Here is a 16,566-nt window from a genome sequence, read left to right as displayed (position 1 = left end):
CTGGCCATTGCTGGCGTTGACTGGGCCGGGGTTATCACGGCCTGCGCATCTCAGTCACTTCAATCCCCTCCTCGCCCGGCACCTGCTTGAGCGTCACCAGCAAACGCCCGCGCTCGCCCTCCACGGCGTACATCGAACGCTTGTAACCCGTCGCGTTGTACGCGGGATACGCTTCCACCTGCCTGACCAGGCTGATACCCAGCACAGCCCCTACCTGCTCGCCGACCTGTTCCTGGGAACGAATGAACGCTTCAAGCGCGAGGGTTTCCGGCGTGTTGTCGTCGTGATTGCTGAAGAGATAAGCAGCCGCACAGCCCACGGTCACCAGGACCACGAGTTGCTTGGCCGTTAGCCCGAAGAATTTCGAGGGCATCGGCATTTGAGACCAGACCTGTTTTTGTTGTAAGTGCCGGCAGCGGCATTGGTCGTTGATGATCAGACGAGCCATTCTAGTGAGGTCGTGGCTGAACGCCATAGGTGTGGACGACTCACGCAGTCTTTTTTGCGCACACTTTTTCTCACACACAGGCCTGCGCCATTGAATCCCCACGGCGCTGCACATAGACTCCGGCCATGCGTTTACGTCATATCGAAGTGATTCAGGCCATTTTGCAGACCGGACACCTCGGCACGGCCGCCGAATGGTTGCAACTCCCCGTGGGCGATGTGGACGCGACACTCAAGGACGCCGAGCTGCAATTGGGCTTTATGCTGTTCGCCAGCGTGCGCGGACGCTTGCAGGCAACCCGGGAAACCCTGGAGCTGCAGGCAGCCATGGCTCAGGTGTACGAAGCGCTGGAGCCGGTGCAACGCCTGGCCAGCCGCCTGAAACACCATCACGCCCCCACCTTGCGCGCCCTGTGCACGCCGCCTTTGGCCAATCAGCTGTTGCCGCAGAGCATTGCCCTGCTGCGCCGACGTTTCCAGGACACGCCCTGCAACCTGTCGAGCCAGCCAACCCGGGAGATCATCCGCAGCCTGCTGCTGCACGAAGCCGACGTGGGCCTGAGCCTGCATGACCCGGAACACCCGCAGGTGCACAGCACCGTACTGGCCCAGGGCAAGCTGCAATTGCTCGCGCCCCACGGCTGGCTGAAACCCAAGCAGAAGTACATTGCCCTGCAAGAGCTGGCTGGCCAGTCGATGATCGGACTGGAGGGGCAAGACCCGTTGAGTCGCCTGCTGGACGCCAAGCTGCAAGCCCTGCGCCCACTGCCGGTGGTGCAGACGCGGGTGCAGACCTACCAGATGATGCGCAGCATGGTGGAAGCGGGAGAAGGGTTGGCGATTGTCGACCCGTTCACCGCGTTCGGCGCGCGCGAGGCGGGGCTGGACGCCTGCCCGGTGTCGCCACCGATCATGGTCAGCCTGTATGCGCTGACCCTTGAAGACGGTGTGACGTCCCCGGCCTTGAATGCGCTGCTGGAGATTGTCACGCAGAAGGCTGAAAGCCTGTTGGCCGGCTAAGCCTTGTCGACTTCACTCTTGAACAGCCGATACCAGAAAATCGCCACCTCGCGGGTATGCGGGTCGATGCCGCGATAGCGCAAGTGATCGATGCCGCCCATCACGTACCCGCAACGCTCATACAGGCGACAGGCACCCAGGTTGTTGTTCTGGGTTTCGAGCATCATGCCTGGCAGGTTTTTCTTGCGGCTCCAGAACTGCGCGACATCCAATAACGCTTTTGCCACGCCGTGGCGGCGCGCCGGCAAGGCCACCGCCAACTCATCGACATGGGCGAAACCGTTCCAGTTGGTGCTGACCACGATATGCCCCACCGCCCGATCGTCCAGGTAAGCCATGAAAATCGCGCTGTCGGCGGCATCCCGAAAACTGGCGAACTCTTCGGGATCGATCCCATAGCACTTGCGGTACGGCAGGATGCGCTCCACAGGCCACTGGTCGACGCGCTTGCCCATTTGCGGCACGCCATAGGCGCTGACCTCGAAACTGAAATCATTGCCCCACACGTAGGCATCGAAGCCTTCGTCGGCGACTCGCACGCTGAGCCCTGGATATTTCGGGTTCATTACAGCTTGCATAAACATCCTTAACCCTTGATGCAATCGACGGTGTAACAACGACCGTTGCCGTCGTCTTCGTGTTGTAACCCGTGAACATCTGCGACAAAACCGGGGAAGCTGCTATCGAACGTGCGGGCAAACGCCAGGTAATCGATGATCGAGCGCGTCGACTCGGTAAAGCGTTCGCCCGGCATGATCAGCGGAATGCCCGGAGGATAAGGCACCAGCATCACGGCTGCGATGCGCCCTGGCAAGGCATCGATGGGCACGGCTTCCACTTCGCCCCTCACCAATTGGTCGTAGGCATCGGCCGGCTTCATCGCCACCTCCGGCAGTACCGTGTACATGCGCTTGAGGTGTTTGGCGGTGGCATTGCTGCGGTAACAGCTGTGCAATTGGTCGCACAGATCGCGCAAACCCAAGCCTTGATAACGCGCCGGGCCCTGGGCAAATACCGAGGGCAGGCAACTGGCCAGGCTGACATTCGCATCGTAACTGCGCTTGAACTCCAGCAACTCGGTGAGCAAAGTACTCCATTTACCTTTGGTGATGCCCATGGAAAACAGCACGAGGAAGGAATACAGCCCGGTCTTTTCCACCACCAGCCCACGCTCCCAGAGGAACTTGCTCACCACCGCCGCCGGAATCCCACACTCGCTCAAGGCCCCTCCGGCGTTGAGGCCGGGCATCACCAGGGTCACTTTGATCGGGTCCAGCAGCACGTAGTCTTCGACCACGTCGCCGAAACCATGCCAATCATCCTGCGGCTGCAGCAGCCAGTCCGCCGTGGCAACGCGGTCGATGCCGGCAACCGAGGGTGGCTGCCAGATGGAGAACCACCAGTCTTCTGCGGCGATATGCTGGCGCAGGTTAGCCAGGGCGCGGCGAAAGCTCAGGGCCTCGTCGAACATTTCCTGCAGCAACGAACGCCCGGCCGGCCCCTCCATCATGGCCGAGGCGACGTCGAGCGAAGCGATGATGCTGTATTGCGGCGACGTGGAGATATGCATCATGAACGCTTCGTTGAAACGGTCGCGGTCCAGCTGGCGCGCGCCACCGTCCTGCACATGGATCATCGAGGCCTGGCTGAACGCCGCCAGCAGCTTGTGGGTGGAGTGGGTGGTGAATACCAGCGGGCTGTCCGCGCTGCGCGAGGTACCCATGCCGTAGCGCCCGGCGAAGAACTCGTGAAACGCCGCGTAGGCGTACCAGGCTTCGTCGAAGTGCAGCACCTCGACACTGTTGCCCAATTGCTGCTTGATCAGCTCGGCGTTGTAGCACAGGCCGTCGTAGGTGGAGTTGGTCACCACCGCCAGCTTGACCTTGGGCAGGCGGCCACGGGTCAGCGGGCTGGCATCGATCTTGGCGCGGATCGACTCGGGGCTGAACTCGCTCAGGGGAATCGGGCCGATGATCCCCAGTTCGTTGCGCTCCGGGCACAGGTACAGCGGGATGGCGCCGGTCATGATGATCGAGTGCAACACCGACTTGTGGCAGTTGCGGTCGACCAGCACCAGGTCATCGCGGCCGACCATCGAGTGCCAGACTATCTTGTTGGCGGTGGAGGTGCCATTGATCACAAAGAAGGTGTGATCGGCGCCAAAGTTGCGCGCGGCACGCGCCTCGGCTTCGGCCAGGGGCCCGGTGTGGTCCAGCAGCGAGCCCAGTTCGGGCACCGAGACAGACAGGTCCGAACGCAGCGTATTTTCCCCGAAGAATTGATGAAACGCCTGCCCCACCGGGCTTTTGCGATAGGCCACGCCACCGCCGTGACCAGGAGTGTGCCAGGAATAGTTGGAGTCGGCGGTGTGCTGCACCAACGCCTTGAAAAACGGCGGCAGCAGCCCGTCCAGGTAAGTGCGCGCGGCACGGGCCACTTGGCGCGCGAGGAACGGCACGGTGTCTTCGAACAGGTAAAGGATGCCGCGCAACTGGTTGAGTTCGCTCATGGCATCGGCCGGGGCATTTTCCAGGGTGACTTGCTCGCCCAGGGCAAAGATCGGCAGGTTGGGCGCCCTCAGCCGCGCCAAGCGGATCAGTTCGACCATGTTTTGCAGTAAATGGGTATTTTCGCCGGCCCCTTCAGCGGCGATCAGCATGCACGCCAGGCCGTGATGAGTGGACGCAACCAGCCGGCCTTCGGCGTAGTCCACGGCGGAAAAGATACTGAAGCCCTCCTGTTCCAGTTCCCGGGCAATACCTCGAACCCGGTCGCCGGCAACGGTGTCGGCCTTGATGTCACGGTGCACGATAAGGACAGGAAACTTCAGGTCTTTGTACATGGGAGCGTGTAGTCCTGAGGGCTATGCACTCAAGGGTAGAGCCTGGGAGTGGATGTGGCGAATGAAGATTTTACAAGCAACGGGTAACGAATGTGGGAGGGAGCAAGCCCCTCCCACGTTATCTGAGCGCACTCAAGCCTGATTATTGTTGGGTCAACTGGGTCCACAACGCCGGCGCGCCGGCCGACTTGGCAATCGCTTCCAGCCGCGCCGCATGCTCGGCCATATCCTGTTCGCTGGCGCGGATGATAACGGAAGGCTTGCGGTCGGCCGGCAGCCGGCGGATTTCCGAAGGGCGGTTGCCCGAACCTTCCGCAGAGCCCGCGCCATCGGACGCATTACCCGCCAGGGACAGGCTGGTCTGCCCGCCGGTCATGGTCAGGTAGACGTCGGCGAGAATCTCGGAGTCGAGCAAGGCGCCATGGAGCTCACGGCCGGAGTTGTCGACGCCATAACGTTTGCACAAGGCATCGAGGCTGTTGCGCTGGCCGGGGTGACGCTCACGGGCCATCATCAGGGTGTCGAGGATCGAGCAGTGACGGGAAATGTCCGCGCGATCCATCTGCCCCATCAGGGCGAATTCATTGTTGATGAAGCCGACGTCGAACGCTGCGTTATGGATGATCAACTGGGCGCCGTTGATGAATTCGAAGAACTCATCGGCCACTTCGGCGAAACGCGGCTTGCCCTTGAGGAACTCGTCGGTGATGCCGTGGACGCCGATTGCGCCTTCGTCACTGTCGCGGTCCGGTTGCAGGTAGACGTGGAAGTGACGGCCGGTGAGGCGCCGCCCCATGAGTTCGACACAGCCGATTTCAATGATCCGGTGGCCGTCGGTCACCGGCATGCCGGTGGTTTCGGTATCGAGTACAACAGATCGGATCGCCATCAGGGTTCAGCTCTCAACGGTGTGGTGTCGTTCAAAGGGCGCAATGTTAACACGTCAGTCGGCCTCAGCCCTGCTTGTAGCCTCGCACTTCATCGACGCCACGGTTGGCCAGTTGGTCGGCGCGTTCGTTGCCCGGATGACCGATATGGCCACGTACCCATTTCCAGGTAATGTCATGGCGATTGCATTGCTCATCGAGCAACTGCCACAGGTCGGCATTTTTGACCGGTTCCTTGGCCGCGGTCTTCCAGCCGCGCTTCTTCCAGTTGACCATCCACTCGTTAATGCCCTTCATCACATACTGCGAGTCGGTCACCAGCACCACGCTGCAGCGGCGCTTGAGTTCTTCCAGGCCGCGAATGGCGCCCATCAGTTCCATGCGGTTGTTGGTGGTATTGGCTTCGCCGCCCCACAGTTCCTTCTCGACGCCCTTGCACACCAGCAAGGCTCCCCAGCCGCCGGGGCCGGGGTTGCCCTTGCAGGCGCCATCGGTGAAGAGTTCTACGCTATCGGTCATCGGTTGCATCCATCAAAACGGGCTGCCGGCCATTGACCGACAGTGTCCCGAGGCCAAGAGACTCGGCCTGAAATCAAAAAGGGATTTTACACGTCGCTTTGCTTGCGGTTGACCTTGGCCATGGGCATCGGTACCAGCTTGCCCATGGGCTGGCGCTGCACCTGGCGCACGGGCCGCAGCCCCACCACGATCTTGCGCGCGACCAGTAAATAGAAGCCGCCACCGGCCAATTGCCAGGCCCCCGCGCGACGTTCCCAGCCGGCCAGGCGGCCTTGCCACTTGGTCGAGGCAAGCGGCGGACGATAGCACCCGAAGCGGCGTTTCTCCAGCGCGAAACCCAGCAGGTTCAGCCAGTCCCCAACCCGCGACGGCGAGATGCAGCGCGCCTGGCTCAGGCCGTCATGGGCAAACACATGGCGCAGGCCCCAGCTGCTCCAGGGGTTGATACCAATGATCAGCAAATGTCCTCCCGGGCGCACACTGCTCGCGGCTTCGCGCAACAAGCCATGGGGCGACAGGCAGAAATCCAGGCCATGCTGCAGCACCACCACATCGGCGGCATGCTCGCTCAACGGCCAGGCCTGCTCTTCGCAGACGATCTCCACCCCTGGCAACGGCGCGCCCAGGCGCACATTGCGCTGCACCTGCGGCGCGCTGGGGGGCGGCTGGGCCGAAGGGCCGTAATGCACCAGATAGCCCCCGAAGAACCGGCCCAGCTCGTCTTCGAGCATGCGCCGTTCTTCGTCCAGCAAAAATTGCCCGATCGGCCCGGACAGCCATTCGCGGGCGGCGCTGATCAGGGCCAGCCACTGCGGATCGGCCTGGGCGAACGCTTTATCAGTCATTGCATTCTCCAACTCGCCTAGACGTTCTAAGATGCACCAATGTGTTCAGCTTGGCGAATCGAAGAATGATACAGATCAGTGCCCTGCCCGCCTTCACCGACAACTACATCTGGTTGTTACAGGACCCGCAAAGCCAACGTTGCGCCGTGGTCGATCCCGGCGACGCCGCGCCCGTGCTGGCCTGGCTGGCGCAAAACCCGGCGTGGACCCTCAGCGACATCCTGATCACCCACCATCACCACGACCATGTCGGGGGCGTGGAACAACTCAAGCGCGAGACCGGCGCCAAGGTCTACGGCCCGGCCAGCGAGAAGATCCCGGCGCGGGACGTCGCCCTGCATGACAACGAGCGCATCAGCGTGCTCGGCTGGGATTTCGAGGTTTATAGCGTGCCCGGCCACACACTCGGCCATATCGCCTTTTACCACCCGGGCGTGCTGTTCTGCGGCGACACCCTGTTCGCCGCCGGCTGCGGGCGCCTGTTCGAAGGTACTCCGGAGCAGATGCATACGTCACTGGAGCGCCTGGCCGCCCTTCCCGCCGACACCCAGGTGTACTGCACCCACGAATACACACAAAGTAACCTCAAGTTTGCCCAGGCAGTGGAACCGGATAACGCCGATATCGCCGAACGAGTGGAAAGCGTCCGCCAACTGCGGGCACGCGGCGAGATGACGCTGCCGTCCAACCTGGCCCTGGAAAAGCGTACCAACCCCTTTTTACGCACCGCCGAAACATCTGTTAAACAAAAAGCGGACGAACGGAATGGCCGCGACAACCGCACTGGGGCCGAGGTGTTTACTAGCTTGAGGGCATGGAAAGATAAGTTCTAAGGCGATGCAATCTGATACGTAATTTCTGAATGGTTGACCGCAACCACAGCGCTTTCTAGAATCGCCCGACATTTTTGCCCGGAACTTACTTCCAGCCAATGTCGTCACCTATTCGTAAATCCAACCATTCAGACGCATTGACCCGCCTGGCTCAAGCTGTGGCGGTGGCCGTGTCCGCGACTCTGGCGGGCTGCCAATCGACAAATTTCGCTGCACAATCCACCGTGCAACCCAAACCGAATCTTACTGTCAAGATCAAGCAAAAACCTATCTGGCTATCAGAGAAGCCCAGCCCCGAAGTGCCCCAGGATGTCTGGGAACGCATGCGCCGGGGCTTTCAACTACAGGACAACGTCGGCGTCAACCCGCGCATCGAGCAACAGCGCCTGTGGTTCGCCAGCAACCCGTCTTTCCTGGAGAACGCCGGCGAACGCGGCAGCCTCTATATTCACTACATCGTCGAACGCCTTGAAGAACGCAACATGCCCCTGGAGCTGGCGCTGCTGCCAGTGATCGAAAGTGCCTACAACCCAATGGCCTATTCGCGCAGCGATGCGGTCGGCCTGTGGCAATTCATCCCCTCCACCGGGCGCTACTTCAACCTGCGCCAGACCCGCGCCTACGACGGCCGCCGCGATATCACCGCCTCCACCACCGCCGCCCTGGACTACCTGACCCGCCTGCACGACATGTTCAACGGCGACTGGCTGCTGGCCCTGGCCGCCTATAACGCCGGCGAAGGCACCGTGAGCCGGGCCATCGAGCGCAACGAAAAGCTCGGCCTGCCCACCGACTACTGGAACCTGCCGCTGCCCCAGGAAACCAGGGACTACGTGCCCAAGTTCCTGGCACTGTCCCAGGTGGTGCTGGCGCCCGAGGCCTACGGTGTCAACCTGAACCCGATCGCCAACACGCCGTACTTCAAAGTGGTCGAAGTCAAGCAAAGCATGGACCTGTCCCGGGTTGCCGCGCTGGCCGAGATCGACGAAGACGAACTGTTCCAGCTCAACCCGGCGCTGAAACAACGCATCACCCTCGATGGCCCCCAGCATCTGCTCGTACCAAGCTCCAAGGCGCAGCTGCTCACCAGCAGCCTTTCGGCGATGAAGCCGGAGGAACTGCTGGCCCTGCGCCCGAAGAAAGCGGTATTCGACGAGGTCGAGACCAAGTCGGTGGCCGGGCGTACCCGCAGCTACAAGGTGCGCAGCGGCGACAACCTGACGCTGATCGCCAAGGCCAACAAGGTCGATGTGCATGACCTGCAGCGCTGGAACAAGCTCAACGGCCAGGCGCTCAAGGTCGGCCAGACCCTGGTGATGCAGGACACCCGCAAAGTCGCAGCGAATAAGCCCGTGCAGTACAAGGTCAAGAAAGGCGATTCGCTGTATATCGTCGCCAAGCGTTTCAACGTCGAAATGCAACATCTCAAGCGCTGGAACCCGCGTACTGGCCAGGCATTGAAGCCGGGGCAGATGCTGGTGGTTTCCGGGCCAAGATAAACCCGCAGGTGAGCTGGCTTGTGTGGGAGCCAGCTCCCACATTTCTCCTTCACACCACCCGATACCTCGACATCCCCAGCTGGCATTCCCAACAGCCTTTTTCCAACCGGAACAAGCTGTTACTGTACCGACCATAAAGCCCAAGCCGCCTGGATCGGATCTCTGACTTGAAGCGTCCCCTCCTTCTACTAATAAGTCTGGCCTTGAGCTTTGCTGCGAACGCGACGATTACCGAGAGCCACGGTTACACGCAGTTCGGCTTGCTCAAGTACCCGGCCAAATTCACCCACTTTGATTGGGTAAACCCCGCAGCGCCGAAAGGCGGTACGTTGCGGGTCATGGCATTTGGCACTTTCGATACCCTCAACCCCTATACCTTCAAGGGCTCAAGCCCGGTTTCCACGCCCAACTTCCTGCAATACGGCGTCAATGAGCTGAACGAGCCATTGATGGTCGGTACCGGCCAGTACGCGCCCTCCGGTGATGAGCCGACGTCCAGTTACGGGCTGATCGCCCAATCGGTGGAATACAGCGAGGACCGCAGTTGGGTGGTATTCAACCTGCGCCCGCAAGCGCGTTTCCATGATGGCCAGCCGATCACCGCCGATGACGTGGCGTTTTCCTACCGCACCCTGCTGACCGAAGGCCACCCGCAGTACCGCACCAACCTGCAGGAAGTGGCGCGCGTGGACATCCTCAACCGTCATCGCATCCGCTTTGTGTTCAAGCGCGCCGGCAACCCCTTGCTGATCCTGCGCCTGGGCGAGCTGCCGGTATTGCCCCAGCATTACTGGAAGAACCGCGATTTCAAGGCCACCACCTTCGAACCACCGTTGGGCAGCGGGCCGTACCGCATCAGCAAGGTCACTCCAGGGCGCCAGCTGGTGTTCGAACGGGTCAAGGACTACTGGGGCAAGGACCTGCCGGTCAACCAGGGCTTCTACAACTACGACAAGGTTGAAGTGGAGTTCTACCGTGACAGCGACGTAGCCTTCGAAGCCTTCAAGGCCGGCGAGTTCGACATTTACATCGAGCACCAGGCCAAGAACTGGGCCAATGGCTACAACTTCCCGGCGGTGAACCGTGGCGAGGTGATCAAGGCGCAGATCGCCCACCAGATCCCGACCCAGAGCCAGGGCCTGTTCATGAACACGCGGCGACCAGCCTTCAGCCAGACCAAGGTGCGCGAAGCCCTGGGGCTGATGTTCGATTTCGAGTGGACCAACCGTACCCTGTTCAGCAATGCCTACAAACGCACCTTGAGCTACTACCCCAACAGTGAGTTCTCGGCCACCGGCGTGCCGGTGGGCCACGAATGGCTGATGCTCTCGCCGTACCGCGAGCAGTTGCCGGCCAACCTGTTTACCCAAGCCTTCAGCCTGCCGCAGACCGACGGACGCGGCATCCCCCGCGAAACCCTGCGCCGGGCCCTGGCGCTGCTGGGTGAAGCCGGCTGGAAACTCTCGGGCCAACGCTTGCTCAACAAGGACGGCCAGCCGCTGCGCTTCGAAATACTGTTGGTCAACCCGAACCTGGAGCGCATCCTGCAACCCTATGTGGAGAACCTGCGCAGCATCGGCATCGATGCGAACCTGCGCACCGTCGACCGCGCCCAGTACAAGCAACGCCTGGATCAGTTCGACTTCGACATGATCCTGATCACCCTCAACCAGACCTTGAGCCCCGGCCTCGAACAGTGGCAGTACTTCCACTCCAGCCAGGCAGTGATCAGGGGCAGCAAGAACTATGCAGGCATCGCCAACCCCATCGTCGATCACCTGCTGGAAAAGCTGCTGGCGGCCCAGACCCGCGAAGAACAACTGGCCGCCGGCCGTGCCCTGGACCGGGTGCTGCTGTGGCAGCACTACAGCATTCCCAACTGGTACCTCAACTATCATCGCCTGGCGTACCGCAACCGGTTCGCCTTTGTCACCACGCCGCCCTACAGCCTGGGCTTGAGCGCATGGTGGCTGAAAGCGTCGGAGAAAGCCCAATGATGTACTTGCGTGCTTCACTGTTTGCCGGCCTGTTGCTGTGCACCGCGGCCCACGCGGCGCCGCAACATGCGCTGACCCTGTACAACGAACCGCCCAAATACCCGGCCAATTTCAAGCACACCGATTACGTCAACCCGGACGCGCCCAAGGGCGGTACGTTCCGCGAGTCGAGCCTGAGCGGCTTCGACAGTTTCAACCCGTTTATCAGCAAAGGCGTACCCGCCGACAATATCAGCCTGATCTACGACACCCTGGCCACCCAGAGCCTGGACGAACCCTTTACCGAATACGGACTGGTGGCCGGCAAGATCGAGAAAGCCCCGGACAACAGCTGGGTACGCTTTTACCTGCGCCCCGAGGCGCGCTTCCACGACGGCCACCCCATACGCGCCGACGACGTGGTGTTCAGCTTCCAGACCTTGATCAAGGATGGCACCCCGCTCTACCGCACCTACTACGCCGACGTCGACGAAGTGGTCGCCGAAGACCCGCTGCGGGTACTGTTCAAGTTCAAGCGCACCAATAATCGCGAATTGCCACTGATCCTCGGCCAACTGCCCGTGCTGCCCAAACACTGGTGGGCCACCCGCGATTTCACCAAAGGCAACCTGGAGTTTCCGTTGGGCAGCGGGCCCTACCGGGTGGCCGAGGTCCAGGCCGGCCGTTCGGTGACCTATGAGCGGGTGAAGGACTATTGGGGCAAGGACTTGCCAATCAACAAGGGTCTGTACAACTTCGACCGGCGCATCACCGATTATTACCGCGATGCCACGGTTGCGTTGGAAGCCCTCAAGGCCGGGCAGTTCGATTACTGGGCGGAGTTCAGCGCCAAGAATTGGGCGAATGCCTATAACGTGCCCGCCGTGGCGCAAGGTCGCCTGATCAAGGAAGAAATCCCCAACGGCAACCCCACCGGCATGCAAGGCTTTGTGTTCAACACGCGCAAGCCGATGTTCCAGGATGTACGAGTGCGCAAGGCCATCAGCCTGTTGCTGGACTTCGAATGGAGCAACAAACAGCTGTTCAACGGCGCCTACACCCGCACCCGCAGCTACTTCGAAAACTCCGACATGGCCGCCACTGGTTTGCCCGGCCCCGATGAGCTGAAAATTCTTGAGCCGCTGCGCGACAAGATCCCGCCCGAGGTCTTTACCCAAGCATTCGAGCCGGCCAAAACCGACGGCAGCGGCATGATCCGCGCCCAGCAGCGCGAGGCCTATCAGTTGTTACAAGAGGCTGGCTGGAAGATCGTCGACGACAAGATGGTCGATACCACCGGCAAACCGGTGACCATCGAATTCCTGCTGGCCCAGACTGAGTTCGAACGCATTCTGCTGCCGTTCAAGCGCAACCTGGCGGACCTGGGCATCGACCTGGTGATTCGCCGGGTGGACGTGTCTCAATTCGTCACCCGCCTGCGCTCGCGGGATTTCGACATGCTGGTGGGCAGTTTCCCGCAATCCTCGTCGCCCGGTAACGAACAGCGTGAGTTCTGGAAGTCCACCAGCGCCGACAAACCCGGCAGCCGCAATTACATGGGCCTCAAAGACCCGGCCGTTGACCAGTTGGTCGAGGAGTTGATCGACTCCGACACTCGCGCCAGCCTGATCGCCCACGCCAAGGCCCTGGACCGGGTGCTGCAGTTTGGCTACTACGTGATCCCCAACTGGCACATCAAGACCTTCCGCGTGGCCTATTGGAACAACCTCGGCCATCCAAAAGTGTCGCCGCTGTACGACGTCGGCATCGCCACCTGGTGGAGCAAACCCGACGTGCCACCGGCGATGCCACCAGCCCCCCAGACGAGCGCCGATCCGGCGAGCGGAGGCGATTGAATGCTGGCCTATATTGTTCGCCGCCTGTTACTGATCATTCCCACGCTGTTCGGGATCCTGCTGATCAACTTCATCATCATCCAGGCCGCTCCCGGTGGCCCGGTGGAGCAGATGATTGCCAAGCTCGAAGGCTTTGACGGCGCCACCAGCCGCATCGCCGGCGGCGGTGCCGAAGTGGCGGTGGCAGGCTCCAGCTACCGTGGCGCCCAGGGCCTGGACCCGGCGCTGATCAAGGAAATCGAAAAGATGTACGGCTTCGACAAGTCGGCGCCGGAACGCTTATGGATCATGGTCAAGAACTACGCCCGGCTGGATTTCGGCGACAGTTTCTTCCGTGACGCCAAGGTGATCGACCTGATCAAGGAAAAGATGCCGGTGTCGATCTCCCTCGGTTTATGGAGCACGCTGATCATGTACCTGGTGTCGATCCCCCTGGGGATCGCCAAGGCCACGCGACATGGCAGCCACTTCGATGTGTGGACCAGTTCGGCAATCATTGTCGGCTATGCGATCCCGGCGTTCCTGTTTGCCATCCTGCTGATCGTGGTGTTTGCCGGCGGCAGTTATCTGGACTGGTTTCCGTTGCGCGGGCTCACTTCGAACAACTTTGACGAGTTGAGCTGGAGCGGCAAGATCCTCGACTACTTCTGGCATCTGGCCTTGCCGATTACCGCGCTGGTGATCGGCAACTTCGCCACCATGACCCTGCTGACCAAAAACAGCTTTCTCGACGAGATCAACAAGCAGTACGTGGTCACCGCCAAGGCCAAGGGCCTGACCAACCACCGTGTGCTCTACGGCCATGTGTTTCGCAACGCGATGCTGCTGGTGATCGCCGGCTTCCCTTCGGCCTTCATTGGCATCTTCTTCACCGGCTCGCTGCTGGTGGAGGTGATCTTCTCCCTCGACGGCCTGGGCCTGATGAGCTTTGAAGCGGCGATCAACCGCGACTACCCGGTGGTGTTCGGCACGTTGTTCATCTTCACCCTGCTGGGGCTGATCGTGAAGCTGATCGGCGACCTCACCTACACCCTGGTCGATCCGCGTATCGACTTCGCCAACCGGGAGCATTGAGATGAATTTATCCCCCCTCAATCGCCGCCGGTTCGAACGGTTCAAGGCCAACAAGCGTGGCTGGTGGTCGCTGTGGCTGTTCCTGGTGCTGTTCGTGCTGAGCCTGGGCGCCGAGTTGATCGCCAACGACAAACCCCTGGCGGTGCACTACGACGGCGGCTGGTATTTCCCGGCGCTCAAGCGCTACCCGGAGACCACCTTTGGCGGAGAATTCCCCCTGGAGGCCAACTATAAGAGCCCGTATATCCAGGAGCTGCTCAAGGCCAAAGGCGCCTGGACCCTGTGGGCACCGATCCCGTTCAGCTACCAGAGCATCAACTACGACCTGAAAGTACCGGCCCCCGCGCCGCCCTCCCGCGTCAACCTGCTGGGCACCGACGACCAGGGCCGCGACGTGCTGGCACGGGTGATCTACGGTTTTCGCGTGTCTGTGTTGTTTGCCCTGACGTTGACCGTGCTCAGTTCGATCATCGGCGTGATTGCCGGCGCCTTGCAGGGTTTCTATGGCGGTTGGGTCGACCTGGCCGGGCAACGTTTCCTGGAGATCTGGTCCGGGCTGCCGGTGCTGTACCTGCTCATCATCCTCGCCAGCTTCGTGCAGCCCAACTTCTGGTGGCTGCTGGGGATCATGCTGCTGTTTTCCTGGATGAGCCTGGTGGACGTGGTGCGCGCCGAGTTCCTGCGTGGGCGCAACCTCGAATACGTGCGCGCGGCCAGGGCCTTGGGGATGCAGAACGGCGCGATCATGTTCCGGCATATCCTGCCCAACGCCATGGTCTCGACCATGACCTTCATGCCCTTCATTCTCACTGGCGCCATCGGCACCCTCACCGCGCTGGATTTCCTGGGCTTCGGCTTGCCGGCGGGTTCGCCGTCGCTGGGTGAACTGGTGGCCCAGGGCAAATCCAACCTGCAAGCGCCGTGGCTGGGCATGAGCGCCTTCGCCGTGCTGGCGATCATGTTGAGTTTGCTGGTGTTTATCGGCGAGTCCGCTCGCGATGCCTTCGACCCGAGGAAATGAGATGACTCAGGACAATCTGATCGAAATCCGCGACCTCAGCGTCGAGTTCGTCACCGGCGAGCACCACCACCGGGTGGTCAACCATGTCAGCTTCGATATCAAGCGCGGCGAAACCCTGGCGCTGGTCGGCGAAAGCGGTTCCGGCAAATCGGTAACGGCCCACTCGATCCTGCGTCTGTTGCCCTACCCGCTCGCGCGGCACCCCAGCGGTACTATCGAGTACTCCGGGAAAGACTTGCTGACCCTTAAGGAAAAGCCCCTGCGGCACATTCGTGGTAACCGCATCGCCATGATCTTCCAGGAGCCGATGACCTCGTTGAACCCGCTGCACTGCATCGAAAAGCAGATCAACGAAGTGCTCGGCCTGCACAAGGGCCTCACCGGCAAGGTCGCCACCCGGCGTACCCTGGAGTTGCTGGAGCTGGTGGGCATCCCCGACCCGCACAAGCGCCTCAAGGCCCTGCCCCATGAACTCTCCGGCGGCCAGCGCCAGCGGGTGATGATCGCCATGGCCCTGGCCAACGAGCCAGAGCTGTTGATCGCCGACGAGCCGACCACCGCCCTCGACGTGACCGTGCAACTGAAAATTCTGGAACTGCTCAAGGAGCTGCAGGCGCGCCTGGGCATGGCACTGCTGTTGATCAGCCATGACTTGAACCTGGTGCGGCGCATCGCCCATCGCGTGTGTGTGATGCAGCAGGGTTGCATTGTCGAGCAGGCCGAGTGCGAGACGCTGTTCCAGTCGCCGCAACACCCGTACACCCAGGAACTGCTGGCGGCCGAACCCAGCGGTGGGCCGGCCACCAACGCGGTAGGGCCGCCTTTGCTGGTGGTCGACGACCTGAAAGTCTGGTTCCCGATCAAGAAAGGCTTTTTGCGCAGCACCGTCGATTACGTCAAGGCGGTGGACGGCATCAACTTCAGCCTGCCCCAGGGGCAAACCCTGGGCATCGTCGGCGAAAGCGGCTCGGGCAAATCCACCCTGGGTCTGGCGATTTTGCGCTTGATCGCCAGCAAGGGCGGCATTCGCTTCGAAGGCCAGCAACTGGACCGCTTGACCCAGCAACAAGTGCGCCCACTGCGCCGGGAAATGCAGGTGGTGTTCCAGGACCCGTTCGGCAGCCTCAGCCCACGCATGTGCGTCAGCGAGATCGTCGGCGAGGGCCTGCGCATCCACAAGATGGGCACGCCGGCCGAGCAGGAGGTGGCGATTATCGCCGCGCTCAAGGAAGTCGGCCTGGACCCCGAGTCCCGCCACCGCTACCCCCACGAATTCTCCGGTGGCCAACGCCAACGCATCGCCATCGCCCGCGCCCTGGTGCTCAAGCCACGCCTGATCCTGCTCGACGAACCCACCTCGGCGCTGGACCGCACAGTGCAACGCCAGGTAGTGGAATTGCTGCGCAGCCTGCAAGCCAAGTACAACCTGACCTACCTGTTTATCAGCCATGACCTGGCGGTGGTGAAGGCGCTGAGTCACCAACTGATGGTGGTCAAGCACGGGCAAGTCGTGGAACAAGGTGATGCGCGGCAGGTTTTTGCCGCGCCGCAACACGCCTACACCCGCCAGTTGCTGGAGGCGGCTTTTCTCGTGCCGGCCTGAGAAGCGCTTCCGGCATCCCGAGCGCCCCTGCAACGAGTGACCCCGTGGCCCTTCTGACCCCGGGCGCCTGCCCCGCCAGCGTGGCTGATACAAGCCACGCCATTGCCGGAATCACCTGCTACCGGGCCTGGTCATCGCGAGGGA

At 61.6% G+C, this 16,566-nt stretch carries 14 protein-coding genes; 8 read left to right on the top strand and 6 right to left on the bottom strand.

Annotated elements, in window-relative coordinates; all coding sequences use genetic code 11:
* Positions 1 to 34: 34 nt before the first annotated feature.
* Positions 35 to 379, bottom strand: coding sequence for a hypothetical protein (locus tag AB4O05_RS16700; RefSeq protein ID WP_460164914.1), 345 nt, complete (start codon positions 377 to 379; stop codon positions 35 to 37).
* A 194-nt stretch (positions 380 to 573) separates the two neighbouring features.
* Here AB4O05_RS16700 and AB4O05_RS16695 point away from each other — a divergent pair, with 194 nt between their 5' ends.
* A complete protein-coding gene (locus AB4O05_RS16695) occupies positions 574 to 1,467 on the top strand; it encodes a LysR substrate-binding domain-containing protein (RefSeq protein WP_460136532.1) in 894 nt (297 codons plus the stop codon).
* Here the strand turns inward: AB4O05_RS16695 and AB4O05_RS16690 are convergent.
* The 5 genes from AB4O05_RS16690 to AB4O05_RS16670 all read right to left on the bottom strand — a co-directional run bounded on the left by AB4O05_RS16690 (position 1,464) and on the right by AB4O05_RS16670 (position 6,560).
* Positions 1,464 to 2,045 carry a GNAT family N-acetyltransferase gene (locus AB4O05_RS16690; protein WP_460136533.1) on the bottom strand — a complete coding sequence of 194 codons (582 nt, stop codon included), beginning with the start codon at positions 2,043 to 2,045 and terminating at the stop codon, positions 1,464 to 1,466. The genes AB4O05_RS16695 and AB4O05_RS16690 overlap by 4 nt on opposite strands.
* 8 nt (positions 2,046 to 2,053) lie before the next feature.
* Positions 2,054 to 4,309 carry an Orn/Lys/Arg family decarboxylase gene (locus tag AB4O05_RS16685; protein WP_460136534.1) on the bottom strand — a complete coding sequence of 752 codons (2,256 nt, stop codon included), beginning with the start codon at positions 4,307 to 4,309 and terminating at the stop codon, positions 2,054 to 2,056.
* Between the two features lie 142 nt (positions 4,310 to 4,451).
* A complete protein-coding gene (dnaQ, locus tag AB4O05_RS16680; RefSeq protein ID WP_460137566.1) occupies positions 4,452 to 5,192 on the bottom strand; it encodes a DNA polymerase III subunit epsilon in 741 nt (246 codons plus the stop codon).
* Positions 5,193 to 5,262: 70 nt separating this feature from the next.
* Positions 5,263 to 5,715, bottom strand: a complete 453-nt coding sequence (gene rnhA / locus AB4O05_RS16675; RefSeq protein WP_460136535.1) for a ribonuclease HI — start codon at positions 5,713 to 5,715, stop codon at positions 5,263 to 5,265.
* Positions 5,716 to 5,801: 86 nt separating this feature from the next.
* Positions 5,802 to 6,560 carry a class I SAM-dependent methyltransferase gene (locus tag AB4O05_RS16670; RefSeq protein WP_460136536.1) on the bottom strand — a complete coding sequence of 253 codons (759 nt, stop codon included), beginning with the start codon at positions 6,558 to 6,560 and terminating at the stop codon, positions 5,802 to 5,804.
* 65 nt (positions 6,561 to 6,625) lie between these two features.
* Between AB4O05_RS16670 and gloB the strand changes: the two genes are divergently transcribed.
* The 7 genes from gloB to AB4O05_RS16635 all read left to right on the top strand — a co-directional run bounded on the left by gloB (position 6,626) and on the right by AB4O05_RS16635 (position 16,422).
* On the top strand, positions 6,626 to 7,393 hold the full coding sequence (gene gloB, locus AB4O05_RS16665) for a hydroxyacylglutathione hydrolase (protein ID WP_460136537.1): 768 nt from the start codon (positions 6,626 to 6,628) through the stop codon (positions 7,391 to 7,393).
* A gap of 98 nt (positions 7,394 to 7,491) precedes the next feature.
* Positions 7,492 to 8,892, top strand: coding sequence for a transglycosylase SLT domain-containing protein (locus tag AB4O05_RS16660; protein ID WP_460136538.1), 1,401 nt, complete (start codon positions 7,492 to 7,494; stop codon positions 8,890 to 8,892).
* Positions 8,893 to 9,059: 167 nt separating this feature from the next.
* Entirely contained in the window at positions 9,060 to 10,889 is a 1,830-nt protein-coding gene (locus AB4O05_RS16655) for an extracellular solute-binding protein (protein ID WP_460136539.1), read from the top strand.
* The gene (locus tag AB4O05_RS16650) at positions 10,886 to 12,724 is read left to right on the top strand and encodes an extracellular solute-binding protein (RefSeq protein ID WP_460136540.1); all 1,839 of its coding nucleotides are present in this window, start codon (positions 10,886 to 10,888) and stop codon (positions 12,722 to 12,724) included. The genes AB4O05_RS16655 and AB4O05_RS16650 overlap by 4 nt, the downstream gene beginning before the upstream one ends.
* Positions 12,725 to 13,798 carry a microcin C ABC transporter permease YejB gene (locus tag AB4O05_RS16645; RefSeq protein WP_460164752.1) on the top strand — a complete coding sequence of 358 codons (1,074 nt, stop codon included), beginning with the start codon at positions 12,725 to 12,727 and terminating at the stop codon, positions 13,796 to 13,798.
* 1 nt (position 13,799) lies between these two features.
* Positions 13,800 to 14,819: an ABC transporter permease gene (locus AB4O05_RS16640; RefSeq protein WP_460136541.1), complete on the top strand. Its 1,020-nt coding sequence runs from the start codon at positions 13,800 to 13,802 to the stop codon at positions 14,817 to 14,819.
* Position 14,820: 1 nt separating this feature from the next.
* Complete coding sequence (locus AB4O05_RS16635) at positions 14,821 to 16,422, top strand: ABC transporter ATP-binding protein (RefSeq protein WP_460136542.1); 1,602 nt, start codon at positions 14,821 to 14,823, stop codon at positions 16,420 to 16,422.
* The last annotated feature ends 144 nt before the right edge of the window (positions 16,423 to 16,566 follow it).

This window comes from Pseudomonas sp. S1_G07, assembly GCF_054668565.1.
This window is presented reverse-complemented; position numbering and strand designations above follow the sequence as displayed.